Raw genomic sequence first — 26383 nt, forward strand, 5'->3', positions numbered from 1 at the left:
TTACTCCCCTGCATCTGTTTGTTCGTTAGCAAACCACGATTCTCTGGCTTTCATAATCAGCGCTGCGGCTTGTTCTTCATCCATACCGCCGATTTCAACCAATTCGTCCACCGCCAGTTCAGCGAGATCATCCAACTCTGTCAGGCCTTTACTGGCCAGCGTTAGCGCAAGATCTCTAGTCATGCCTTTCATATCAAGCAGTTCCTGAGTGGGCTCGGCTGATTCCAGCTGTTCCTCACTGGCAATCGCTCTGGTAAGCAAAACATCACGTGCACGTGAACGCAGTTCGGCCACAATATCTTCGTCAAATTCTTCGATATCCAGCATTTCCTGCTCCGGCACATAAGCCACTTCCTCCAGAGAGGAAAAACCTTCCTGAGCCAGGATCAAGGCAACATCTTCATCGACGTCCAGATCCTTCATAAAGGTCTGGATCAGTTCACCAATCTCGGATTCGGCTTTCTTGTCCGCATCGGAAGCTGACATCACATTCAGTTCCCAACCGGTCAGTTGACTGGCAAGGCGGACATTCTGACCGCTGCGGCCGATAGCTTGTGAAAGCTGCCCGTCCTCCACAGCGATATCCATGCTATGGGCGTCTTCATCAACAACAATGGACTGCACCTCGGCAGGCGCCATGGCATTAATAGCGAAACGGGCAGGATCTTCATCCCACAGAATGATATCAACACGTTCACCAGCCAGTTCGTTAGTCACTGCCTGCACTCTTGAGCCGCGCATACCGACACAGGCACCTACCGGATCAATACGTGATTCTTTAGCTAAAACGGCAATCTTGGCGCGCATGCCGGGATCACGTGCAGCACCCTTGATTTCTATCATACCATCACTGATTTCCGGCACTTCCAGGCGGAACAGCTCAATCAGCAGTTTAGGCGCTACCCGGCTGACGATAAGTTGTGGTCCGCGACCTTCAGGTCTGATTTCTTTCAGATAGCCCCGAATGCGGTCTCCCGCACGGAAACTTTCCCGTGGAATCATCTCTTCACGCGGCAGAAAGGCTTCGGCATTGCCACCCAAATCCAGGGTAACATTGCCGCGTTCAACACGTTTGACGGTACCATGGATCATCTGCCCCACTTTTTCGCGATATTGCTCAACAACTTGGGCCCGTTCTGCTTCGCGAACTTTTTGTACGATTACCTGTTTTGCAGTTTGTGCGGCAATTCGGCCAAACTCCACAGACTCCATTGGTTCGCGGATATAACCACCCACTTCAGCGTCTGCCTGTTTTTTCAGTGCATCACTCAATTTAATTTGAGTTTCTTCAGACTCCAGTGCTTCGTCATCATCTTCAACGATCAACCACTGACGGAATGTTTCATATTCGCCGGTTACACGGTCAATTTGTACATGTGCATCTAATGCCATGTCATAACGTTTACGGGTGGCCATGGCCAACGCCGCTTCAATTGCCTGAAAAATGACTTCTTTGCCCACGCCTTTTTCATTAGACATGGCATCGACAACCAGTAAGATTTCTTTGTTATTCATCACGCCCCCAGTGGATTACGCAGCAGACTAATCCAACCTAAGTTTTCTATTATTAACCGCCAATAATACGCTTTTTTTAGGCAACAAGTCTCGCCTTCGCTAACTTGGCCAACGGTAAGGCATAGACCTCACCATCCACTTCTATTAATATTTCGCCATCACTGAAACCCTGCAGTACCCCTTTGAAATTACGTCGTCCCTGCACCGGCAGTTTCATTGAAATTTTAGCTTCTGCACCCGCAAAACGTTCAAAATCCCTGGCCTTGAACAATGGTCGATCAAAGCCCGGGGAAGACACCTCCAGCAGATAAGCGCTTCTGATGGGCTCTTCCACATCCAGAATACCGCTGACCTGATGACTGACTCTCTCACAGTCTTCGATACTGATGCCCTGTTCTGAATCGATATAGATGCGCAGGATCGGATCTGGTCCGCCTTGAATATATTCAACGCCTACCAATTCATAACCCAGGGTCTCTATCGACACCTCAATTAATTGTTCAACCTGATCAGTTACGGCCATAGCTTTTAATCGAGCCTTTCGGGCCCAATTCAAATCTCCAGAAAAACAAAAACCCCATACAGGGGCCCGGAATTAAAAATATTTGTCATGCGGCTCAGTATCATTCGCCGCTCTGCCACAAGCATCTGTGCCGGGTTAACATTATCTCACCGGTACTGATTGCTTTCCAGAAAGCAGGAGATAGTAACAGAAATTGATCCTTTCCGGCAACTGAAACCATGTTTACCGGCTTTTACTGCAAAGGCTTCTGAGTCCGTGAGCATCAGGTCATTACTATCGGGGATTCTCAATTTGATCGGCGCACCATTTATCAGTACATCCCATGCGCAGGAACGTTATAACGAGCATATTAATTTATCTGATATTGCCACAAATGAAAAAGGCTCAAAATAGCGTTTTGTTAAACGTTATTTTGAGCCTTCTTAATTGGTAGCGGGGGCTGGATTTGAACCAACGACCTTCGGGTTATGAGCCCGACGAGCTACCAGGCTGCTCCACCCCGCACCTGATTAGACTGCGCATTATACATAGCTTCATATGGGCATGCAAGCCAGAATCTAATTATCTTTAAGTTTTCTTGTCAGCGTGTTGCGGCCCCAACCCAAAAGCTTGGCAGCTTCCTGTCTTTTGCCTGCGGTTTTTTCCAGTGCCACTTCCATTAACAGCTGTTCGATTAACGGTACCACATCAGCCAAAGCCCCTTCTTGTCCGGACAAGGCTTTATTGGCGGCCCATTGACGGAATAACTGCTGCCAGTCATTGCCTTGGCGGCCACCACCTTCAGCAGTTTCTGCGGATAGCTCTACCGGCAAGTCATCCATTTGCACGACTTGTCCCGGTGACATCACTGTCAACCAGCGACAGGTATTTTCCAACTGACGCACATTACCCGGCCAGGGCAATTGTGATAAATACATATCTACATCAGGCGCTACAGATTTGGTCGCCATGTTAAGTTCTTTGGCCGCCTTATTGAGAAAATAGGCCACCAGCGCCGGAATATCTTCTCTGCGTTCGCGCAAAGCCGGGATATGAATACGAATCACATTCAACCGATGGAATAAATCTTCACGGAAATCACCGCGCTCGACCAGTTTTTCCAGATTCTGATGAGTTGCCGCAATAATGCGTACATCAACTTTGACACCGCTGTGGCCGCCGACACGGAAAAATTCACCATCGGACAATACCCGAAGCAGACGCGTTTGCAGTTCAATAGGCATATCGCCAATTTCATCCAGAAACAAGGTGCCACCATCCGCCTGTTCAAATCGTCCCTTGCGCTGAACGTGCGCCCCTGTAAAAGCGCCTTTTTCATGACCGAACAGTTCGGATTCCAGCAATTCTTTGGGAATTGCCGCCATATTCAACGCGATAAACGGCGCCTGGCGTCTCGGACTGTGTCGATGCAGCGCTTGCGCCACCAGTTCCTTACCGGTACCCGATTCACCGTTAATCATCACTGTGATATTAGAGCGTGCCAGTCGGCCGATGGCACGGAAGACTTCCTGCATGGCCGGTGCTTCACCGATAATCTCGGCACCAAAATTGATGTCTTCCGTCGGCCCCCTCTCCAGTTCACGACTGTGGCTAATGGCTCTTTGCACCAGATCAACCGCTTCGTCGACATCAAAAGGTTTGGGCAGATATTCAAACGCCCCCCCTTCGTAGACTGATACCGCACTGTCCAAATCAGAATAGGCGGTCATGATAATGACGGGCAGTTCAGGATAGCGATCTTTAATTTCAGACAGCAGCTGCAAACCATCAATACCAGGCATTCTAATATCACTGATCAGTACATCAGGTGCCGTTTCCTGTCCCTGCTTGAGTTCATATAACACCACATCGGCAGTTTCGAAGGCCCGCACTGTGATATTTACCGCTTCCAATGCTTTTTGTAAGACCCATCTGATGGATCGGTCATCATCGACAATCCAAGCTATCGATTTACTAGCGTTCACGCTCTAACTCCAAAGGAAATATAACTGAAAAAATAGTCTGTCCCGGATGACTGTTGCAGGAAATGGTTCCCCCGTTCCGCTGCACCAGATTTTGTACCAGGTACAAACCCAATCCGGTACCATCAGCGCGTCCTGTCACCAGGGGATAAAACAAACTGTCCTGTAAAGCTTTGGGAATGCCCGGGCCGTTGTCTTCGACTTCAACCAGCACGCCCAGACGATAATAATGTTGTTCTATGGTGATATTACGCTGTACGCGTGTTCGCAGTGTGATCAAACCTGTACCGTTCAGTGCCTGAACGGCATTTCTGACGATATTGAGAAAAATCTGAATCAGTTGGTCAAAATCAGCAAACAACTCAGGAATACTGGGATCGTAGTCAATTTTGAACTTGAGGCGCTCATCGACTTCAATATCCACCAGCTGTCTGACATGTTGTAAAATCTCGTGAATATTGGTGTCTTTCTTCTCCGGTTGCTGATTAGGCCCCAACATCCGGTCCATCAGATTTTGCAGTCGGTCAGCTTCGGTAATAATGATACGGGTATATTCTTTGAGGTCTTCTGATGCCAACTGTCTTTCCAGTAATTGCGCTGCACCACGTAAGCCGCCCAGAGGATTTTTGATTTCATGGGCCAGACCGCGTACCACCTGCTGCTGTGTGTGCAGGTTTTCATCATGGCTGATGCGCTGTTGGTAATCCAGTTGTGCCAGTTCCAGAATCACATATGGCTCATCAATATCCAGGACTTTCATCGCGCAGTCGACCAGAATTTCACCATTGGCCGGCAGGAATAAGTGCACTTCACGCTCGATTAAGGCCTGCCCGGTAGACACTACCCGTCGCAGGGAATGAAACAGGCGTTTTTCACCGGGTAACAAAGTCTGCAAAGGAATATACTCCGCCTGTCGCTGACTGATTTCAAACAGGACTTCGGTGGCCGTGTTGATATAACAGACACGTAGCGACGCATCCAGAACCAGAACAGCCGTGGTCAGGTTTTCTAACACCTCGTTGCTGGCAAGGGCATCATGATTCATTGTAGTGACACTCATATACATGAACAGCTTTTAGCAAAAAACGCTCCACTTATTAGAACCGTATCGACTAAAAGCTTATAACTCGTTGATTGTCAGGGACAAGAGAATGTTATCAAGTCATTCTTCCCAATACTTCCAGCTAGTCTCATGCTCAAGATAGCATTGAAACTAAGTTGATGCGCACCATTAAGGTGCATTATTGGTGACTGGAGAGGGATTAGGGTTTGGATTAGGGTTAGCAGTAGGATTGGGGTTCGGCCCCTGATTCAGAGTAGGATTGTTACGAAGCGATGCCCTATGCAGATGAAAAACAACCGGTTCGCTGCTGCTCAGCATCGCACCGTTATTATCGACCACGGCTGCTGACAGACTGTAAGTGCCTCTGCTGAGGTTGTTTAATTGAAAAGATGTTAGCGCCTGTGGCGGCCCCACTACCTCGCCGTCCAGCTGCAACAGGATTTTATCGCCGCGAACTTCATCCAGAGCCGGTTCAACAATCATACTCACTGTCACATTACCATTGTTAACCCAGATGCTCTCATCGTTAGCCGGTGAAACAATTCGCAACTGATAATCGGGAACCATCGCCTCATCAGCCTCAGCACTATCAGGTTTTTCGCCGACAGCATCATCCAGCATCGGTTCAATCGCCGGGGTATAGGTGGTAGAAGCCGGCAATTCAATTTGTTCTGCTTGCGGGTGGGGAGGTTCATCTGAAAAAATCACATTACCATTCTCATCCACCCAACGGTAGATTTCAGCCTGTGCCGGAAAAACAAGCATGCACAATAAAAGCAGTGATATTTTCATAATTAGAAGCATATGCCAGTGCTGTCGTATCTGCAACGATCAGGCATAAAAAAAGCGCCCGGAAAGGCGCTTTTTTTGTTCGCTTGAAACAATCGCGGATAAATCAGACGCTGTAATACAGGTCAAATTCAGCTGGGTGAGTTTCCATACGCATACGGGTAACATCTTCCATTTTCAGAGCGATGTAACCGTCGATCATATCGTCAGTAAATACACCACCTTCAGTCAGGAAGGTACGATCTTGATCCAGCGCATCAAGTGCTTGATCCAGCGCATGACAGACGGTTGGAATTTCCGCCGCTTCTTCAGCGGGCAGATCGTAAAGATCTTTATCCATTGCATCACCGGGGTGAATTTTGTTTTTGATACCATCCAGGCCCGCCATCAACATGGCACTGAATGCCAGGTATGGATTTGCTGACGGATCAGGGAAACGAACTTCGATACGACGACCTTTAGGATTGCTAACAAAAGGAATACGGATAGAAGCGCTGCGGTTACGGGCAGAATAAGCCAGCATAACAGGCGCTTCGAAACCAGGGACCAGACGTTTGTAACTGTTAGTGCTGGCGTTGGTGAAAGCATTCAAAGCACGGGCATGCTTGATGATACCACCGATGTAATACAGAGCAGTTTCAGACAGACCACCATACTTATTACCAGAGAACAGGTTATCACCGTCTTTAGCAATAGATTGGTGGACGTGCATACCGCTACCGTTGTCACCAACCAGTGGCTTAGGCATGAAGGTCGCTGTTTTGCCGTAAGCATGAGCCACATTGTGAATGACGTACTTGAGTATTTGTACTTCGTCCGCTTTTCTCACCAAGGTATTGAATCTGGTACCGATTTCACATTGACCGGCAGTCGCCACTTCATGGTGATGGACTTCTGTTACCAGACCCATTTCTTCCATGGTCAGACACATGGCTGAACGGATATCTTGCAGAGAGTCAACCGGGGGTACGGGGAAGTAACCACCTTTAACACTGGGACGGTGACCTTTATTACCGTCAGGGAAAACTTTTTCAGTATTCCAGGAAGACTCATCAGAGTCGACTTTGTAGAATGAACCGGAGATATTGCTGCCCCAACGGACATCGTCCAGAATAAAGAATTCAGGTTCCGGACCAAAGAAGGCGGTGTCACCCAGACCGGTAGATTGCAGATAGGCTTCCGCGCGTCTGGCAACACTGCGCGGGTCACGCTCGTAGCCTTGCATAGTTGCAGGCTCAACGATGTCGCAACGAATGATCAATGTGTTGTCATCCATAAAAGGATCCATCACGGCTGACGTCGGATCCGGCATCAAAATCATGTCTGATTCATTGATACCTTTCCAGCCGGCCACAGAAGAACCATCGAACATAGCACCTTCTGTAAAGGTGTCTTCATTGATGCTGTGAGCAGGGAAAGAAACGTGCTGCTCTTTACCGCGGGTATCGGTGAAACGCAAATCAATAAACTTGACGTCCTCATCTTTAATCATTTGAAGCACATTTTCGACTGACATTTAACTTCTCCAATTTATATTAAAACTGCACTATTGTTATCGCGCAAAAAACACGGGACATTCTACAGCAGATTTCACGCCAACTTTCCACTTCTGCTAAATCAACTATTTAGGTGCATACGCATCAGATAGAAGCACCACAATGGTGCATTACCACATTGCAACGCACCATTAAAGTGCTACACACCAACTCGAACCGTTATTACGATCTCATCGTCATGTTGCACAGAGTCTATAACTTCATGGCCATTAATTCGAGCCCAGGCCGGAATATCATTCAAAGCGCCTGGATCTGTACAAATAACATCAATCACATCACCCGCCTGTAGTTGCGCCACACGGTTTTGTGTTTTAATCACCGGCATCGGACACAGCATTCTTCTCGCATCCAATTGTTCGTGACTCATACATACCACTCCTGCTGCACTGCTTCAGCGGGCAGCGGACGGGTTTTAATCTGAAGATTACCTTGCTGCGGCACAGCAATATCCAGTTCTACCTCATCCGCACTGCGTCCTTGTCCAAAGCGGGCAACAATACTGGCAGCCAGCGCATATTGGTCTTCATTCAGCGTGCCGTCAATCAAAGCCATCGGCCCGCTGTGACTAAGTGCATAAATACTGATGAACTGCTTGCGGTAGCCCTCGAGAAATTTACTCTCACCGGCATCGCGGGCAATGATGAGTTTGAACTCAGGCGCCGGTCTGAGATGCCGACCGACTTTGAGCAGCATGATGTCATCCATTTCATAATCACGACTGTTACGGGCCTGCCATAAATCAACCAGCTTGTCTGAGTAGTTTTTATCGGTCAGAAAACAGCAGCCACCGGCAGGCGTGGCAAAATCATTGAGACCGAATTCTCTGGCCAGCGCAATTTGCGGCTTGCGATTGCGGCCGTGAAAGTCGTAGAGTTTTTCCCGATCCACCCAGCCTTCACGCTCGGGTAAAGTCTCGGGCAGATTTTTGGCGCACAACGGCCTTAACAATAAATCATCGGCACCGGACTCTTGCGAGACTATAGGCATAGTCTGCTTACGCTGGGACATGGGACGCTGCCCGACCACTTCACCGGTGATAATAAAATCAAATCCGTCTTTGTGATGCTGTTTAATCCACTCAACCGCTTTGCCAACCATAAATATTTTACAGTCCAGACAAGGGTTCATATTGGCGCCGTAACCATGTTTCGGATTGAGCAAAACGTCTTTATATTCCTCAATCACATCGACAATATGCAGTTTGATACCTAACTGCTCAGCGACCCATAGCGCGTTATTACGTTTTTGTTTGTTTTGATCCTGATTACGTATGGCATGGGTATGCCCCTCGACACAGAACCCGGTATAGAAATTGATCCCCTCGACTTCTATCCCCTGCTCCTGCATCACCCGAACTGCCAGCATTGAATCAAGGCCGCCTGAGATAAGTGCGACTGCTTTATGTTGTCTTGCCATATTCTTTTCTTACGCTGTTCCGCCTACTGTTAATGCATCCACTTTCAATGTTGGCTGACCGACACCGACCGGCACACTCTGACCTTCCTTACCGCAGTTACCCACCCCGGTATCGAGTTCGAGATCATCGGCAACCATTGAAATACGCTGCATCACTTCCGGCCCGTTACCGATCAAGGTTGCCCCCTTAACAGGCTGTGTGATCTTGCCGTTCTCAATCAGATACGCCTCGCTGGTTGAAAAGACGAATTTGCCTGAGGTGATGTCCACCTGACCACCACCGAAATTGACGGCATAAATGCCTTTATCCACCGAAGCAATAATCTCTTCGGCTTTGTGTTCGCCTGGCAGCATATAGGTATTGGTCATTCTGGGCATGGGTAAATGTGCATAGGATTCACGGCGGCCATTACCCGTGCTGCGCGTCCCCATCAGCCGGGCATTGTGTTTGTCCTGCATATAGCCGGTTAACCTGCCCTGTTCAATCAATGTGGTGTACTGTGCCTGCTCACCTTCATCGTCGATGGTCAGCGACCCCCGTCTGAATTCCAGCGTACCATCATCCACCACGGTACAAAGCGGTGAAGCAACCTGCTCGCCCATACGACCGGAAAAAGCCGATGTCCCGCGGCGGTTGAAATCACCTTCCAGGCCATGGCCGACCGCTTCATGCAGTAATACACCGGGCCAGCCGTTACCCAGAACAACCGGCATGGTTCCCGCCGGTGCCGCTACGGCTTCCAGATTTACCAAGGCCAGTCTAACGGCCTCTTTGGCATACACCACCGCCAGATTATTGTTCTGAAAATAACGGTAGTCCATGCGTCTGCCACCACCGGCATTACCGCGTTCACGACGGCCATTAGCTTCGACAATAACACTGACATTCATCCGCACCAGCGGCCGGATATCGGTAGCATAAGCGCCGTCACTGGCAACGATCAGTACTGTATCCACGCCCCCGGCCAGACTGACATTGACTTGTTTGACCCGGGAGTCAGCAGCTCTTGCGGCCGCATCCGCCTCGCGCAAAAGGCTGAGTTTCTCCTCAACTGATAGTGCCAAAATCGGATCATGGTGCGAATAAAGTCTCGGTATGGTTTGACGCTGCCAGACTGCACAACTGGCCTCTTTCCCCTGACGCGAGATCGCTTGCGCCGCTTTAGAAGCCTTGTGTAAGGCCGGCAGTACTAAATCATCAGAATAAGCAAAACCGGTTTTCTCACCACTGCACGCACGCACACCCACGCCCTGCTCCAGGTGATAACCGCCATCTTTGATAATCCCGTCTTCCAGCACCCAGCTTTCCTGTCGCGACTGCTGAAAATACAGATCGGCATAATCGACACCACGCGTCATAGTGGTGGCCAGCGCATTCTCCAGATCGTTATCAGTAAGACCGGCAGGCAGCAGTAACTGCTGTTGCACTTGTTCAGAAATAGATGTGTTCATTAAAAGAAGTTATGGTTGCTTTAAACCTGTGATCATACCAGATTATAGGGCCTGTTTATCTTTCATCTCCGCCTCTGTTGTGAGCTGAAAAAGCGTCAATTAAGGCGCGAGGAGAGTAGTTTAGCCATTCTAAACAAACGACGAGCAAAGCTTCCGCATCCTGCTCACGCCCCTGACCTACATCCATGTAGGCCACGCAGAGTGGCGCTTTTTCAGCTGACAACCCGGAGGGCTGGGGCTATTTTTGCGCCTGGCGGCGTTGTATGAAATACATCCCTGTATTTCACCGCTTCGCGGCCAGCCCGGCTGTTCAAATGGGTTCCAGACCCATTTGTCAATCGCTTATGTAGGATGGCTACACGGCACTCTTTCCGCCTTGCCGGACACAAAAGTAGCCTCCAGCTGTGGTGGATATGAAAGATAAACAGACCCTAGTTTGCAGCCGGGTTGACAATCTTCATATTGGGATCGTCCCAAGGCCCCGTGAGCTGATAGTTATAACTAATCAGATTCACAATATTGCGGTCAAAGATGTTGCCAGCCAGTTTATCGAACAGCAAAATAGCCGTACCGACACCCAGTCCCACCGGCCCGCCGGCCACGGCGCCGGCCAGCGGCAGCGTTGATGACACATTCGGAGTGATTTTTACCGTCTGATTATAGGTTTTATTAATCAAATCTATCGGTCCCATCACCTTAATCGTGACAGAATCGCCCAGCATGGTTAAACCATCCGTATGTGCGATACCGTTACCAAGCATGAAACTGCCGTTGATTGAACTAAAATCCAGCCCCTTGCCAAACAGATCACTGAAATCGAGCGCCAGCCTGCGGGGAATGGCTGCGATACTCAGCAAACCGAATATGCGCCCTGCTGCGCCCGGTTCGACATCCAGCAGTTGCCCGCGACCTACAGTCAAATCAAGCGTGCCATTGAGGTTATCGCGTGAAAACGCCACCGGGTCCCCCAACCAATTCAGTTTACTGATAACTTGTGTCTGTTGCGCATCGATTGCTTGCAGATAGCCAAAGTGTGCCAGTAGCGCTTTCAAATCCTCACTGGATACAATAATATCAAACTGGCTGCGATCTACCTTGTTATCACGTGTCCAGCTGCCGGTGGCTGAAGCACTCATCACTTCGGATTCCAGACTGCCTGCTTCCAGAGACCAGCTCGACGCTGTGCGGTTTGCTTTCAGGTTCAAGCGTCCCAACGTCACATCATCGATTTCCAGTGCAGCAATATCCACTCGCATACTGGGCCATAATGATGCTGTTATTGTGGGCTCGGAATCGGATGTTGTTTGCGGCAGTTTGAGTTTCAGATAGTCCAGGTCGACAGTAAGTGGCATCGTACCATTGAGTTCATGCGGCAAGCTGATATGACCTTTGAATTGTGGAGAGTCGAGGTCAATCTGCCAGTCAGAAGTCTCCTGTTTGGCAGCAATATGAATATCGGTCAAAGATTGCTGTGCTAATTCTATCTGGGCCAACGTAATGTCTATGGCACTGATATTTTGGGTCAATGCGCTCTCAGCAGACTGAGGCTGCCGTGCTTGCCATGCCAACCACTCATCCAGGGCAAAATCCTGAATATGACCGGCAATTTCTAAACCTTGTGCCCCTGCTTTCGCTTTTCCTCCTCCCAGCATCACTTGTCCATGTGCCTGATTATCCTTGATCATAAATGCGGCATTGAGCCAGTTATCGTATGCCACCTGATATGCAATATCACCGGTTGGCCGCTCATTAACAGACACGCGCAGCGGGCGGTTTTGTGTCGAGAGTTTCCCCAGTGGGGCCGGCGCATCGATTTTGACGCCTTGCAGATCGGATTCAATATTGACATCAACGTTGAACTCACTCGGTTTGGGTTCACTAATCGCGATCTGCGCCAGATAAGCTGCACGTCCTTCAACGAACGCCGGCACGGCGCCAGGCCAGATTTGATTCAATGCTGTCACTTGAGTCAGGCCGTTAATGCTCACCAGGGTCAGACTATCGGTCGGCGCTACGTTAATATCAACAACCTCACCCATTGCCACCGCGCTGATATTTTTGGCTGATACCCCATTATTATCGAAATCAAGCCGCCCCTTGATAGCGGTAACCGACAACTCAGGCACAGCAGATGTAGTTACGGCACTATCTTCAAATATGACGTAACCACTGGCCTGAGATGCACCCAGGTCAGTCAGCGGAATCATCAACGCGAGCTGAATATCGCTTTTGCCTTTTACCTTAACCCAGTCGGCAAGCTTGCCAAAGCGTTGTTTGAGGGGACTATTGTGCAAAAAAGCCAAAGCATCGTGCGTCGTGCCGTTGAGCAAACCATCGACCTTGAGGACTGGCTTGGGTTTAACCAGGTTACTAATCGTGGTAGTAACGTCGTTAACCGCAAAACCAGCGATGCTGCCTGATTGGCTCTTAATTAACAGATTATTACCCTGGCCAGTCACCACACCATTCACATTCATCAGGTCCGGCCAGCCCAATGCATAGTGCAACTGCGCATCCTGTATCTGTAAATTCATATCAAAGCGCCCCTGTTCAGGCGCGTCTTCAAAGGGAAAAGCGCGGGGATTACCTTTCATCGTAATCACACCTTCTGTGATACGCCCTGCTTTGAAGGCATTCTCAGACCATTCACGAAAGTCATCACTAAGAATACGTTGTGGCACATAGGCCTGCCAGTGATTGACCACGACATCCTGCATTGTCAGCTTGATATCTGTATCAAATAACTGCTGGCGCTGTTCAATACTACCCTCAAGCCGCAGACTCAAATCATCATTCCATAACTTCAGCCCAGCCGTACTAAGCTGCCAGTAATCATCCTCTTGTTGCCAGTTTAATTGTCCTGTGAATGATTCCAGATACACCGCATCATCCAGCCATGTCTCGGCATAAACTGTAGTCTGATGGCTGTTAAACCTGATTTTTCCCCGACCCTGCTGCCAGTTCAAATTAAAGCTGAGATTGTTGGCACCCGGATAATCCTGCCAGGGCAGCATGGCAACACCGTGTGCCTGCAATACCAGCTTTTCAAATCCTTGCTCTTGGGAATAACTCAGATCGAGACTGCTGATATCCCCAGCCGGTTTAGTTCCGACCAGCACTTCCGGTACATGACGCATTAACAATGCTACCGCGGTGACATCACTCAAGCGCAGAAAATCTGTTTGCGCAATTAATAAACCTTTCTCATCCTGACCCAGCTTGAACTGGGTTACCGGCCATGACTCACCATCCACTTGCAATAGCAAATCCTGGCCCTGAAGTTGCCAGCCTTGTTTTTGTTTTTGCCATGCCAGCTTGCCTTGCAAACGCTCAACACTGACCTTGTCAAAAACCTCATTTTGCTTGATAGAAGCCAATACGGCCCGATCGAGTTCAAGGTCCATATCGGCTTTATAGTGCCCGGCCCCATTCTGACTGGCAGTTAAGCTCACCGAGACCTTACCCTGCTCGACAGTAATGCCTTGTAAATCCTGTTCCCGCAGTATGGGCGCCAGTTGCAAATCTTCACCTTGCAGCTGCCATTGCCAGGCGTCCAGGGTATAGGCATCCGTCACATCTGCCTGACCGCTGAACATGATCGCATTACCCAGATGGGCAGGCAAACCGATGGTGATATCACCCTGCCATTGTTTGGCATCAAAGATCAGTTCGGCTGCCAGTGCCTGATACTGACCGGACCAGTCCGGCTGCTTATTATCAAGATATTTAACATCGATGTTGGCCAGTTCCAGTTTTTTCAGCCAGGTAAACCAGCGCACGACATCCGGTAAGGATGTGGTTGAAAACTGGCGGGAACCTGATTCCAGTCCGGTCAACCGCAACTGACCTTCAAGACTGCGTTCAATTGCAATGTGTACGCCGTTGATACTGGCATCAGCCACTACCGGCTCACCTTGCTGCAAGGTAGCCAGTATATCCAGGCTGAGATACATATTGTCCGCTGTCGCGATGGGGGTGGCAGAGGTTTTCTGCAACAACCGCACTTGGCGCACTTCCAGCTTGGGAATCAGATCAAACCAATAAAGCCCGGCATCACCGATTTCAACCGGATAGCCAGTCTGCTGGCTGGCCCACTGGGCAATTTCGTCTTTGCGTTTTGTCACCTCATCAGACAGCCACACGGCCGCCAGCATACCCAGTAAACCGAGGATGATGCCGAAGACCAGCAAATAGAACAGCTGGCGGCTGGCAATATGAAGACTGCGCAATAACATAAGGCCGCCTACATTAACACCACATTGAACTGTTCACGGCCATACTGCACTTCGCACTGGAACAGAATCGGTTTGCCAATCAATTGCTCCAATTCCGCCACTTTGGTTGAATCTTCGTCATTGAGACGGTCAATCACATCCTGCGAGGCAAGCACGAGGAACTGCTGGGTTTCGTATTGTTTGGCTTCACGCATGATTTCACGGAAAATTTCATAACAAACCGTTTCCACGTTTTTAGTATAGCCCTTACCTTCACAGCAAGGGCATGGTTCACATAGAATATGACCGAGACTTTCACGGGTCCGCTTTCGGGTCATTTCTACCAGGCCCAACTCAGACACCGCACTGATATTGTGGCGTGCCCGGTCAAATGTCATGGCTTTTTCCAGCGCTCTGAGCACCTGTTCGCGGTGGCTTTTTTCTTCCATATCGATAAAATCGATAATAATAATGCCGCCCAGATTTCTGACCCTGAGCTGACGGGCAATCGCATGCGCGGCTTCAAGATTGGTCTTGAAAATGGTTTCTTCCAGATTTTTATGGCCCACAAAGCCACCGGTATTCACATCAACGGTAGTCATCGCTTCAGTCTGATCAAAAATCAGATAGCCACCTGATTTCAGGGGGACTTTCCGATCCAGCGCTTTCTGAATTTCATCTTCCACGGCAAACAGATCAAACAATGGCAATTCACCTGTGTAATGCTCAAGGCGGGCCGCACACTCCGGCATAAAACCTTCGGCAAAACTCACGGCCTTCTCAAAGGTCTCTTCGGCATCAATGCGGATACGCTCGATATCGGCTGAAAACAAATCCCGTAACGCTCGCATTGCCAGCGGCAAATCTTCATGCAGCGGTTCGCCGCATTTGACTGATTGTTTACGTTCTTCCAACTTGGACCACAGACGGTAGAGAAACGTCAGATCAGCCTGCAATTCCGTTTCAGATACGCCTTCCGCCGCTGTGCGCAGGATATATCCGCCCGTCCCTGCTTCCAGCAGGCCGGTCAGGCATGTTTTCAGGCGCTCGCGTTCTTCTTCAGTTTCGATTTTCAGCGACACGCCGATGCCTTCCGTCTCCGGCATGTAAACCAGATAGCGGGACGAAACAGAAAGTTGTGTGGTCAGACGGGCGCCTTTGCTGCCCATCGGATCTTTGATGACCTGAACCAGAATTTCCTGCCCTTCACGCAAAAGACTGCTTATAGTCGGTTCTACATTGGGCGCTTCTTTCAGATCGCCGGTCTGGCCTTTAGGAATGGAAATATCAGAGACATGTAAAAACGCGGCTCTGGACAGACCAATTTCAACAAATGCAGCCTGCATACCGGGTAATACCCGGCAAACCTTCCCTTTGTAGATATTGCCGACTAAACCACGATATTCATTTCTTTCTATGAATACTTCCTGCAATACGCCGTTTTCAACAACGGCAGCACGCGTCTCACTGGGGGTAACGTTGATTAATATTTCACTGCTCACTGTCGCTATCCATCCGAATTAATAATTGTCCTGTTTCCCTGATCGGCAGCCCCATAATACCCGAGTAACTGCCGCGTATCTGCTCAATGAACAGTGCGGCCAAGCCCTGCACGGCATAACCGCCAGCTTTATCTGCCCCCTCTCCCGTTTGCAAATACCAGTCAATTTGTTGTTCACTCAGCTCAGCAAAAGTCACCTCACTGATCGAAACACTACTTTCAAGTTGTTGTTCAAAAGCCAAAGCAATCGCGGTCATGACCTGATGGGTTTGACCCGATAGCTGTTTTAACATAGTTCTGGCATCTTGTTCATCGACCGGTTTGCCGAATATCTGCTTGTTCAGCACCACGGCGGTGTCTGCGGCCAGTACCGGCTTCCGGTCTGCGTCTGAAAGCAGTGCCTTGCCCGCTTCTGCTTTAGATAATGCAATACGCCTGACATATTGTTCCGGCGCTTCTCCATCAATAACAGATTCATCCACTTCGGGACTGATTACAGCAAAATCGACTGCCATTTGCTGCAGAAGTTCACGTCGCCGGGGTGATTTTGAAGCGAGATACAAAGAAGGAAATTTCATGAGCGGTGATAAGGGTGATTCTGCAAAATGGTCCAGGCGCGATAAAGTTGCTCTGCCAGCACAATTCTCACCAGCGGATGCGGCAAGGTCAGCGCAGACAAGGACCATTGCTGCCCGGCACGTTGCAGGCAGCTGTTATCTAAGCCGTCGGGACCGCCTACGATTAGCGACACATCGCGGCCATCCGCCAGCCAGTTCTGCATTTGAGAAGAAAGCTGTTCCGTGCTCCAGGGTTTACCGGTGACTTCCAGCGCTACCACATGGTGACTGTCCGGAATGGCTGCGAGAATACGTGTCGCCTCGTCTTTTTTCCATTGCTCAGGTTGGCCGGTTTTACCGCGCTTTGCCGGTCCGATTTCGATCAGTTGCAGCTGGCACTCTCGAGGCAGACGTTTGCTGTATTCTTCAAAACCTTGTGTGACCCAGCCCGGCATTTTACTGCCAACGGCAACCAGGTTTATTTTCATTCCTTGTCAGCCGATACCTGCTCGTTGTTTTCGGGGACACTCCACAGTTTTTCCAGGTTGTAGGTCAGGCGGGTTTGCGGGGTCATGATATGAGCAATCACATCACCCAGATCAACCAACGCCCATTCACCGATGTTTTCACCTTCCACACCCAGTGGCTGAATGCCTGCTGCTTTAGCCTGCATCACCACTTCATTTGCCAAAGCTTTGACCTGTCGAGTAGATTTACCCGTTGCAATAATCATGATGTCAGTCACATCGGTCATTTCGGTGACATCCAGCACTTGAATATCTTCTGCCTTAATATCCTCCAAAGCGTCAATAACCAATAATTTGAGTTGTTCAGCCTCCATAGGGCTCTCCGTTTAGATATAGTTAAATATAGTGTAACGCAAGGGCAGTCAGAGTTGTTTTATCCGGCTGCATTCTTATCGTCTTTATTGTGCGGTTTGATCGTCAGCCGGCAACCATTCAGCCGTTTTCCCGGTTAAAAAATAAACGCTCAGTCCCAGCCATTCGTGCCAGGCGGACTCCAACACTTGCAAATGCGCAAACAGATCAAAATCCCAGTAACGGTACTGCGGATGATTGCTGCGAAAATCCACCGGATAAGGCACGACATTGATTTGCTGCTGACGGGCAACACCTACTGAACGCGGCATATGAAATGCTGAGGTGACCAGTAAATAGCGGCCATCGGCTTGCGGTAAAACCGGTTTGATCCTCAAAAAGTTTTCAAAGGTATTACGTGAGTCTGATTCCAGAATCAGCCTGCTTTCATCAACCCCTGCCTGTATCAGCAAGGCTTTGGAGATAACACCTTTTTTATCCAGATCCTGCATCTGCACCAGATTACTGCCACCGGTGTAAATGATCGGTACATCCGGATAATGTTGCGCCAGCTTGGCAGCCGCCAGAATACGCTCTGCCCCTTGACCGACTTCAGCACTGTTCCAGCTTCTGGACAGTTTTAATTCTTCTGCCCCCCCTAATACCACAATGCCATCAATTGACTCGGGCAGAATTTCCAGCTGGCTGAAACGAGTTTCCAGTGGATACATCAGCCAATCACTGACGGGGTAGGCCAGCATGAAAAATCCCGCCAGGCTGAGTAGCAACAATAAACGTTTAGTTTGACGCACATAATTCAGCCACAGCAGCAGCGTGGTCAGTAGCAATAACCAGATCATCAGACTGCTCGGGCTTAAAAAACCCCAGGTGATTTTTGAGATAACAAAAAATAGATTATCCATTCAGTTTGACTGTTCGCCGCGCTGATACAGCCCCAATTGCTCAATCAGGGCAATCACGGCATCAGGCAATAAATAACGTACATCGCGCTGTTCTGATAAAGCCTGGCGAATCTCTGTCGCTGAAATAGCCAGCTGTGTCACTGGGACTGGCCAGATTTTACCTGCTGGCAATGCGCTGTCATTGGCTGTGGCCAGGTGTTGCTGATACCAGCGGGCAAAATCATCAGCTAAATCCATTTCTTCTTCAGGCCGTTGCATTACCACAATATGTGCCAGCTCCAGGATCTGTTGCCAGCGAGACCAGCTTGGCAGCGTTTTGAAGGCATCGGACCCCATCAATACAAACAGCGGATTATCGGTAAAGTCCTCACGCAGACTTAGCAGCGTATCTACCGTGTAGGACGGCCCTTGCCGCTGTAATTCCCGATCATCCACCACCAGCCGTGGATGATTTTTAATCGCCAGCTCCAGCATCAAACGCCGTTGCTCTGGTGTCGCCACCGGTATGACGCGATGAGGCGGAATGGCGCAGGGTATCAGCCGGATCTGAGCCAGCTGCAGTTTTTCAACCACATCCAGCGCCGTTCTTAAGTGTCCAAAATGAACCGGATCAAAGGTCCCGCCCAGAAGGCCTATGGCTGGTTTATTCTCTGATTTGGCCACTGCCCAGCACTATCCATTTTTGAGAGGTCAACCCTTCCAGCCCTACCGGGCCACGGGCATGAATCTTGTCAGTCGAGATACCGATTTCAGCGCCAAGACCATATTCAAAGCCATCAGCAAAACGGGTTGAGGCATTGACCATTACTGAGCTGGAATCCACTTCGGCCAGGAAACGTCTTGCGTTGTGATAGTTCTCAGTCACGATTGTTTCAGTATGACCTGAGCTGTGCAGATGAATATGTTCCAGCGCGGCATCCAGCCCTTCAACAATTTTGATCGACAGAATCGGGGCCAGATATTCAGTATCCCAGTCTTCATCCGTTGCCGCATTAATATTTTTAACAATGGCACGTGTGCGGGCACAACCGCGTAACTCCACGCCTTCATCAGCATAGCGTACCGCCAGCCGGGGCAAAATTTGATCGGCAACAGCCTCGTCGACCAGCAAAGTTTCCATCGCGTTACAGACACCATAGCGATGGCATTTGGCATTGACCGCAATAGCTTCCGCCATATCCAGATCGGCGGCGGCATCAATGAAAACATGACAGATCCCATCCAGGTGTTTGATCACAGGCACCCGTGCTTCCTTGCTGATGCGCTCAATCAGGCTTTTGCCACCGCGGGGAACTATCACATCAACAAATTCAGGCATGGTAATCAGTTGGCCTACCGCCGCCCGATCTGTTGTCTGCACAACTTGCACAGCCGTATCAGGCAAACCGGCCTGCTCCAGACCACGGCGGATACAGGCCGCAATAGCCTGATTGGAATGAATGGCTTCACTGCCGCCTCTGAGAATAGTGGCATTGCCAGATTTCAAGCACAAAGCAGCAGCATCCGCAGTCACATTGGGTCGTGATTCATAAATAATACCGACCACTCCCAGCGGCACACGCATACGTCCCAGCTGTATGCCGGAAGGGCGATAAGTCATATCACTGACTTCACCAACCGGATCAGGCAATGCCGCGATCTGCTCCACCCCTTCGGCCATGGCTTCAATCCGCTCATCAGACAATGTCAGTCTTTCGAGCAGCGCAGGTTCAAGCCCCTTGGCTGCCCCCGCTTCCAGATCACGGGCATTTTCCGACTTGAGCGTATCAACTGCAGCGCGAATTTCAGCAGCCATGGCCAGCAAAGCCTGGTTTTTGACCTGAGTACCCGCTCTGGCCAGTACGCGACTGGCTTGCCGGGCATGTTGCCCCAACGTCTGCATGTACTGATTAACGTCCAAGAATTTCTCCTTACAAATTTTCTGTGATAAGCATCGCTAGTACAATGAGTCTAAGTACTAGCTGCCTGCCACCTGCAGGCAGAGTTTTTCCAGCAAGCGCCATGGGCAGCTTTTCACGACCCCTTTGGCAGCCTGATCGATTTCTGCCATCTGTTGCAGGAATTGCTGCCAGCGCATACTGTCATGACGTTGCAAAGCCTGACGCATGGTGGGTTTGTTTTTATCCCACACCGGCGGTTTCTGTGATGCAAAAGCCTGATCCAGCTGCACGCCCTGCTGCAGTTGCACGGCCATATCCACTGCACGATGTATTGACCACGACACAGCAGAAAAAACTGCCAGTATATCAACACCTTCAGCGCGTAAACGTTCAATTATACGCGGGACTTTGTCACGCTGTCCCAAAAACACACTGTCCATCAATCCAAAGGCTTCAAAACGGGCGTTATCGGCGACAGATTGCAGGATGGTCTTTTCATCAAGCTGACCATCCGTAACAAGCAGTTGTAATTTGTCGATTTCCTGTGCTGCAGCAAACAAATTACCTTCGACGCGTTCAGCAATCAGTGTTGCCAACTGCCTGTCAATTTTAAGCCCGCGTTGCTGTACGCGCTGACTGATCCAGCCAGGTAATTGCGCAGCATCGACTGGCCATAGCGGCACGGTAACACCCAGCTTGTCGAGCGCAGTGAACCATTTGCTTTTTTGCGCTGCCGCAGCAATTTTGCCGCTGATAATCAGCACGGTTGTATCTGCGGGAGGCGCTGCGGCGAGTTGGCGTAAGGCTTCACCACCGTCCTTGCCGGGGCTGCCTGAGGGCAGGCGGATTTCTATCAGACGTTGACTGGCAAACAGCGACAGGTTTTGATCCCGCCACTTGATCTGAGACCAGTCGAAGTGACCTTCCACATGCCAGACCTCGCGGTCATTAGCACCGGACTGACGGGCGACTTGACGGATTTTATCCGCAGCTTCCTCTACCAGCAGCGCCTCATCACCATAGACCAGATATACAGGTTTGAGCGCTTGTTGCAGTGTGTTGTCTAACTGTTCTGCTTTGAGCCGCATAGCCTATTGCATGGCAGACAGACGTCTGAGAATGCTGTTGACCAGTTGTTTATTGAGCGCTTCACGCAAAACACGTTCCTGCTCGTCCATCGCCAGCACCTGATTGCGGTCAAACTGATAATCACGCCGGGCTTCGACACGCTGAACCTCACTCATCGGCTTGCCTTTATCATCGGTGACCTGAAAACGCACCCAGGCTTCCAGCTCGAACTCACGCACTTTTGCATCTGAACCAACTGACAACACATGACGCTGATAACGGTTTTCAAGCACCGTGAAAATGGCGGCGCCTTCCTGGTATTCATCCAATACAACAATGCCATTACGAGTCAGGGCACGCTTGAGTTCGAGACCGAAATAATCCTGTTGTGTATTGACCCCTTGCAGGTACATAGTTTTCAGTGCTTCCGGAACGGTGGCCTCGCCGCGTAAGTGAAAGCCGCAACCGGCCAGGGCAAGCAGTAAAAAACCCAACCCTACTTTCGACACAACATGCTTCATGGATTCTATCCTTTGTTAACCTTAACCAGCGACGACGATATTAACCAAACGGCCCGGTACCAGAATGACTTTACGGACTTCTTTTCCTTCCGTAAATCGCTGCACGTTTTCGTCGGCAAAGGCCACCCCTTCAACAGCCTGCTGATCCGCCTCTGCAGCAACCGAAATCTTAGCTCTCAATTTGCCATTGACCTGCACCATCAGTTCAATCTGATCCTGTACCAGCGCTGCTGCATCAACCTGCGGCCAGTCCATATCAACAATCGCAGTTCCGTATCCTAACAACTGCCATAGCCGATGACAGATATGCGGTGTAATCGGGGACAGCATCAAAACTATCAGCTCCAGGCTTTCCTGCACAACGGCACGGACCTGCTCGCTGTCATCATTCACTTTGGCAATCGTATTCATCAATTCCATCACCGCAGCAATAGCCGTGTTAAAGGTATGGCGACGGCCGATATCATCTGAAACTTTTGCCAAAGTCTGATGGGTCTGACGGCGCACGGCCTGCATCGCTTCATTCAAGGATCCGGTATCAAGCGTTTCTGTCGCGCCCTTTTCAGCATGTTCGCAAACATGACGCCATAAACGTTTAAGAAAACGGTTAGCACCGTCCACTGCTTTGTCTGACCATTCCAGAGACATTTCCGGTGGCGCGGCAAACATCATAAACAAACGCGCGGTATCCGCACCGTACTGGTCAATCAATGCCTGAGGATCAACGGTATTACCTTTTGATTTGGACATCTTGGCCCCGTCTTTGAGCACCATGCCTTGTGTCAGCAGGTTCTTGAACGGCTCATCACCGGATACCAGTCCCTCATCGCGCATTAGTTTGTGGAAAAAACGCGCATAAAGCAGATGCAAAACGGCATGTTCGATCCCGCCGATATATTGATCCACCGGCAGCCAGTAATCGGCACGCTCATCCAGCATCGCTTTGTCATTATCCGGACAGGTAAATCGTGCGTAATACCAGGATGATTCAAAGAAAGTATCAAAGGTATCGGTTTCCCGTTCGGCATCAGCCCCACATTTGGGGCACTGGCACTGGTAAAACTCAGGCATGGATTTAATGGGCGAACCGGAACCGTCGACAATCACATCTTCCGGCAAACGCACCGGCAAGTCGGCTTCCGGTACCGGCACTGAACCACAATCAGGACAATTAATAATAGGTATCGGTGTACCCCAGTAACGCTGGCGTGATACGCCCCAGTCACGCAAGCGGTAATTGACCTGACGCTCACCCTTGTTGTGACTACTGAGGAAATCCGCAATCGCATCAAACGCTTGCTGGCTACTGAGGCCGTTGAATTGTCCCGAGTTCAGCAAACGGCCCTTGTCGGTAAATGCAGCTTGATTCAGATCGCATTCTGTTTCATCCATCGGCTCGATAACCTGCTTGATAGCCAGGCCATATTTCCGCGCAAACTCATAATCGCGTTGATCATGAGCCGGCACCGACATCACCGCACCGGTGCCATACCCCATCAACACAAAATTAGCGGCCCATACCGGCACCAGCTCACCACTGACTGGATGAATTGCCGTCAAACCGGTCGCCACGCCTTTTTTCTCAGCCGTTTCCAGCGCCGCCTCCGAGGTTTCCATCTTGCGGCATTCGTCGATAAACGTTTTCAATTCAGGATTGGTTTCAGCCGCCTGCAAAGCCAGCGGATGCTCTGCAGCAACGGCCACATAACTCACGCCCATCAAGGTATCAGGACGGGTGGTATAAACTGCAATGCTGTCGTTACTGTCGCTGATATCAAACTGAATCTGCACCCCTTCCGAACGCCCTATCCAGTTTGCCTGCATAGTGCGGACCTGCTCAGGCCAACCATCCAGCTGCTCCAGATCCGCCAACAGTTGGTCAGCATAATCAGTGATTTTCATAAACCACTGCGGGATTTCGCGCCGTTCGACTTTAGTATCACAACGCCAACAGCAACCATCAATAACCTGCTCATTAGCCAGCACGGTCTTGTCATTCGGGCACCAATTAACCGCAGCGGTTTTTTTGTAAACCAGCCCTTTTTCAAACAAACGGGTAAACAGCCATTGTTCCCAGCGGTAGTATTCCGGCGAACAGGTCGCCAGCTCACGCTGCCAGTCATAACCCAGCCCCAGACGCTGCAATTGGCCGCGCATGTAATCAATATTCTTATAGGTCCAGGCGGCCGGCGCCACTTTGTTTTTGATCGCCGCATTTTCTGCCGGCAGGCCAAAGGCATCCCAGCCCATCGGCTGCAGCACATTTTTGCCCTGCATGCGCTGATAACGGGCAATCACGTCACCTATGGTGTAGTTACGTACATGGCCCATATGCAGCTGGCCGCTGGGATAAGGAAACATAGACAGGCAATAAAACTTTTCCTTGTTTGCATCTTCAACGACGCGGAAGCTGTTGTTGTTCTGCCACCATTGCTGGACAGATGATTCCACTTCATCAGGGCGGTATTCGTGTTGCATGGATTCTCTTTAAAGTCGGGAACGTGAAAAGCGCTAAGGATACCTCAGCACGGCTGTGGCTCAAAATAATCTCTGCAATGATAATGAACTGGAACAAAAAAGCAGCCCGCAAGCTGCTTATTTGAAAGGATAAGTAAACTGCGAAATGATCAGCCGACTTTGAATTCCGCCAGCGAGCGCCCCTTGTTCAGTTCCTCAACCAACCACAAAGGCCGCTTGCCAAAACCTTTCCATGTTTTAGCCGGATCCTGCGGATGCCGGTATTTCACCGCACTTTGCGCCCGTGTTTTCCGTTTGGGCGTCATCGCCACCCGCATGTTTTTTGCCACGGCAGTCAACGCCTCAGCAGGCGTGACATTCTTGTTCTTCGCCAGCGCTCTGACCGCATCAGCGACTTCAATGACAGCCGGATCTTTACTGTTGATCTGGGTAACTTTTTTCTTTTTCAGTTTTTTGATTTGCTGTTTGGACTGGCTGATCAACCTTACCAGCTCCTGCTCGGACAGCTTGTTCAAGTCGATTTTATCGGTCATTAACTGACTCCTGAGTCGTGACTAAAATATGAAAGAATGATTAGTTATTTGCCCGCCGCCATCAGCATTTCATATTTGGCATAGAGCTGATCGTGGGTTTCTTCGTTGTCAGGATCTTTCGGAATGCAGTCAACCGGACACACCTCAACACATTGCGGTGTATCGAAATGTCCGACGCATTCGGTGCACAGATCGGGATCAATTTCATAAATTTCAGCACCTTGCGAAATAGCCCCATTCGGGCATTCCGGCTCACATACATCACAGTTGATGCATTCATCGGTGATAAACAGAGACATTTTTTACTCCAAAAATACTATGTATGAGATCTTAGCGCTGATGCCCGGCATCTGGCAATTTGGCATTTAACGCAGCCTGGACACAAGGTGCCACAAATTCGGAGACATCGCCCCCAAGCATCGCAATCTCCTTGACCAGAGTAGAAGAGACAAAGCTGAGATTTTCTGCCGGCGTTAGAAACAGTGTCTCAACTTGAGACTGCATGCGCCGGTTCATAGTTGCCAACTGCAATTCATACTCAAAATCAGACACGGCCCGCAGACCACGGATAATAATATTGGCGCCCATGTCCACCGCCACTTTAACCAGCAAGCCATTAAAGCCACAGACTTCGACATTAGCGAGACCCGGCAGGGTTTCCCGTGCCAGTTGCACCCGTTCATCGACTGTGAAAACCGGTTTTTTCCCCGGATTCACCGCTACCGCCACGATCACTCTGTCAAACAGCGAGGCTGCACGGTTTATCAGATCAATATGTCCGTAGGTAATCGGGTCGAATGTGCCCGGGTAGATCGCCGTGGTGCTCACTCGCTTGCTCCTGACTGATTTTCGAATAAGCAGTATTTTACATCACCGGCCTGCTTTTCTTTTAATAATTGCCATTGCACCGGCAAACCGGGCATAAGCTGGCGGCGTGGAAATTCGAGATAAATACGAGCACCCTCGCTGAGCAAATCACGGCTGACCAGCAAATCCGCCACTTCTTTCCACAAAGCCGACTGATAGGGAGGGTCGATAAACACGATATCAAAAGGCCCGCTGGCTTTAAGCAAAAACTGTTGTGCCTGTTTATGCCAAAGCTGACATTGCTCTGCCTGCAACAACACCGCATTGGACTGAAGCTGTCGGTAAGCGTTGCTATCGGCTTCAACCATATCTACAGCAGCGGCACCACGGGAAGCCGCTTCAAACCCAAGCGCACCGCTTCCGGCAAACAGATCCAGACAACGACTGCCGCCAATAAAAGGTTGCAGCCAGTTGAAAACCGTTTCCCTGACACGATCCCCTGTAGGCCGGAGACCGGCGACATCGGGAAAATTCAGTTTTCTGCCACGCCAGCTGCCGCCAATAATCCGCAGAACACCGCCGTTACTCGTCTTAATTTGTTTCGCCACCCACCAGCACCGTTAACATCTTGTCGGCGTTGATCCGCCGGGAAAAAGCCGCTTTGATATCTGCCACGGTGACGGCATTGACTTTGTCGTTGAAGCTGTCGAGATAATCCAGTGGCAAACCGTAGAATCCTATCATAGACAGATAATCAGCAATCTTACTGTTGCTATCAACACGCAGGGCAAAACCACCGGTGATATTT

The 26383-nt window shown here is 49.9% G+C and carries 24 protein-coding genes, 1 tRNA gene and 1 pseudogene; all 26 read right to left on the reverse strand.

From position 1 onward, the window contains the following. Complete coding sequence (nusA, locus tag OMP95_RS06935) at positions 1-1515, reverse strand: transcription termination factor NusA (protein WP_266327322.1); 1515 nt, start codon at positions 1513-1515, stop codon at positions 1-3. A 76-nt stretch (positions 1516-1591) separates the two neighbouring features. Next, positions 1592-2038 carry a ribosome maturation factor RimP gene (gene rimP / locus OMP95_RS06940; protein ID WP_266327324.1) on the reverse strand — a complete coding sequence of 149 codons (447 nt, stop codon included), beginning with the start codon at positions 2036-2038 and terminating at the stop codon, positions 1592-1594. Between the two features lie 427 nt (positions 2039-2465). Continuing rightward, positions 2466-2542 (reverse strand) — tRNA-Met (locus OMP95_RS06945). A 53-nt stretch (positions 2543-2595) separates the two neighbouring features. Then, positions 2596-4002, reverse strand: coding sequence for a nitrogen regulation protein NR(I) (gene ntrC, locus OMP95_RS06950; protein ID WP_266327326.1), 1407 nt, complete (start codon positions 4000-4002; stop codon positions 2596-2598). Continuing rightward, a complete protein-coding gene (glnL, locus tag OMP95_RS06955) occupies positions 3992-5044 on the reverse strand; it encodes a nitrogen regulation protein NR(II) (protein WP_266327328.1) in 1053 nt (350 codons plus the stop codon). Before glnL ends, ntrC begins: the two co-directional genes overlap by 11 nt. Before the next feature lie 186 nt (positions 5045-5230). Further along, the gene (locus OMP95_RS06960) at positions 5231-5854 is read right to left on the reverse strand and encodes a DUF4124 domain-containing protein (RefSeq protein WP_266327330.1); all 624 of its coding nucleotides are present in this window, start codon (positions 5852-5854) and stop codon (positions 5231-5233) included. Positions 5855-5957: 103 nt separating this feature from the next. Beyond that, a complete protein-coding gene (glnA, locus tag OMP95_RS06965; protein ID WP_266327332.1) occupies positions 5958-7367 on the reverse strand; it encodes a glutamate--ammonia ligase in 1410 nt (469 codons plus the stop codon). Positions 7368-7546: 179 nt separating this feature from the next. Further along, entirely contained in the window at positions 7547-7774 is a 228-nt protein-coding gene (locus OMP95_RS06970; RefSeq protein ID WP_266327334.1) for a sulfurtransferase TusA family protein, read from the reverse strand. Then, positions 7771-8823: a tRNA (5-methylaminomethyl-2-thiouridylate)-methyltransferase gene (locus OMP95_RS06975; protein ID WP_266327336.1), complete on the reverse strand. Its 1053-nt coding sequence runs from the start codon at positions 8821-8823 to the stop codon at positions 7771-7773. Before OMP95_RS06975 ends, OMP95_RS06970 begins: the two co-directional genes overlap by 4 nt. A 9-nt stretch (positions 8824-8832) precedes the next feature. After that, positions 8833-10275, reverse strand: a complete 1443-nt coding sequence (gene tldD / locus OMP95_RS06980) for a metalloprotease TldD (RefSeq protein ID WP_266327338.1) — start codon at positions 10273-10275, stop codon at positions 8833-8835. A 431-nt stretch (positions 10276-10706) separates the two neighbouring features. Continuing rightward, entirely contained in the window at positions 10707-14510 is a 3804-nt protein-coding gene (locus OMP95_RS06985; RefSeq protein ID WP_266327340.1) for a YhdP family protein, read from the reverse strand. Between the two features lie 8 nt (positions 14511-14518). Next, the gene (gene rng, locus OMP95_RS06990; protein ID WP_266327342.1) at positions 14519-15991 is read right to left on the reverse strand and encodes a ribonuclease G; all 1473 of its coding nucleotides are present in this window, start codon (positions 15989-15991) and stop codon (positions 14519-14521) included. Further along, a complete protein-coding gene (locus OMP95_RS06995; protein WP_266327344.1) occupies positions 15981-16568 on the reverse strand; it encodes a Maf family protein in 588 nt (195 codons plus the stop codon). Before OMP95_RS06995 ends, rng begins: the two co-directional genes overlap by 11 nt. Further along, positions 16565-17035 carry a 23S rRNA (pseudouridine(1915)-N(3))-methyltransferase RlmH gene (rlmH, locus tag OMP95_RS07000; RefSeq protein ID WP_266327346.1) on the reverse strand — a complete coding sequence of 157 codons (471 nt, stop codon included), beginning with the start codon at positions 17033-17035 and terminating at the stop codon, positions 16565-16567. The genes OMP95_RS06995 and rlmH overlap by 4 nt, the downstream gene beginning before the upstream one ends. After that, positions 17032-17388, reverse strand: coding sequence for a ribosome silencing factor (rsfS, locus tag OMP95_RS07005; protein ID WP_266327348.1), 357 nt, complete (start codon positions 17386-17388; stop codon positions 17032-17034). Before rsfS ends, rlmH begins: the two co-directional genes overlap by 4 nt. An 84-nt stretch (positions 17389-17472) precedes the next feature. Continuing rightward, on the reverse strand, positions 17473-18225 hold the full coding sequence (locus OMP95_RS07010) for a YdcF family protein (protein WP_323135115.1): 753 nt from the start codon (positions 18223-18225) through the stop codon (positions 17473-17475). Between the two features lie 63 nt (positions 18226-18288). Continuing rightward, entirely contained in the window at positions 18289-18951 is a 663-nt protein-coding gene (nadD, locus tag OMP95_RS07015; RefSeq protein WP_266327352.1) for a nicotinate-nucleotide adenylyltransferase, read from the reverse strand. Further along, on the reverse strand, positions 18932-20188 hold the full coding sequence (locus OMP95_RS07020; RefSeq protein WP_266327354.1) for a glutamate-5-semialdehyde dehydrogenase: 1257 nt from the start codon (positions 20186-20188) through the stop codon (positions 18932-18934). The genes nadD and OMP95_RS07020 overlap by 20 nt, the downstream gene beginning before the upstream one ends. 57 nt (positions 20189-20245) lie before the next feature. Beyond that, on the reverse strand, positions 20246-21256 hold the full coding sequence (gene holA / locus OMP95_RS07025; protein ID WP_266327356.1) for a DNA polymerase III subunit delta: 1011 nt from the start codon (positions 21254-21256) through the stop codon (positions 20246-20248). 3 nt (positions 21257-21259) lie between these two features. Then, the gene (gene lptE, locus OMP95_RS07030) at positions 21260-21757 is read right to left on the reverse strand and encodes an LPS assembly lipoprotein LptE (protein WP_266327358.1); all 498 of its coding nucleotides are present in this window, start codon (positions 21755-21757) and stop codon (positions 21260-21262) included. Between the two features lie 21 nt (positions 21758-21778). Beyond that, positions 21779-24235: a leucine--tRNA ligase gene (gene leuS / locus OMP95_RS07035; RefSeq protein WP_266327360.1), complete on the reverse strand. Its 2457-nt coding sequence runs from the start codon at positions 24233-24235 to the stop codon at positions 21779-21781. 149 nt (positions 24236-24384) lie between these two features. Continuing rightward, on the reverse strand, positions 24385-24768 hold the full coding sequence (locus OMP95_RS07040) for an H-NS histone family protein (protein WP_266327362.1): 384 nt from the start codon (positions 24766-24768) through the stop codon (positions 24385-24387). Positions 24769-24812: 44 nt separating this feature from the next. Next, positions 24813-25067 carry a YfhL family 4Fe-4S dicluster ferredoxin gene (locus tag OMP95_RS07045; protein ID WP_266327364.1) on the reverse strand — a complete coding sequence of 85 codons (255 nt, stop codon included), beginning with the start codon at positions 25065-25067 and terminating at the stop codon, positions 24813-24815. Between the two features lie 31 nt (positions 25068-25098). Then, on the reverse strand, positions 25099-25596 hold the full coding sequence (gene coaD / locus OMP95_RS07050; RefSeq protein WP_266327365.1) for a pantetheine-phosphate adenylyltransferase: 498 nt from the start codon (positions 25594-25596) through the stop codon (positions 25099-25101). Continuing rightward, positions 25593-26183: a 16S rRNA (guanine(966)-N(2))-methyltransferase RsmD gene (gene rsmD, locus OMP95_RS07055; RefSeq protein ID WP_266327368.1), complete on the reverse strand. Its 591-nt coding sequence runs from the start codon at positions 26181-26183 to the stop codon at positions 25593-25595. The genes coaD and rsmD overlap by 4 nt, the downstream gene beginning before the upstream one ends. Next, positions 26167-26383: pseudogene (locus tag OMP95_RS07060) on the reverse strand (insulinase family protein); the annotation flags it as partial. The gene rsmD and the pseudogene OMP95_RS07060, both read right to left, overlap by 17 nt.

Source organism: Methylophaga sp. OBS4 (assembly GCF_026319305.1).
GTDB lineage: Bacteria > Pseudomonadota > Gammaproteobacteria > Nitrosococcales > Methylophagaceae > Methylophaga.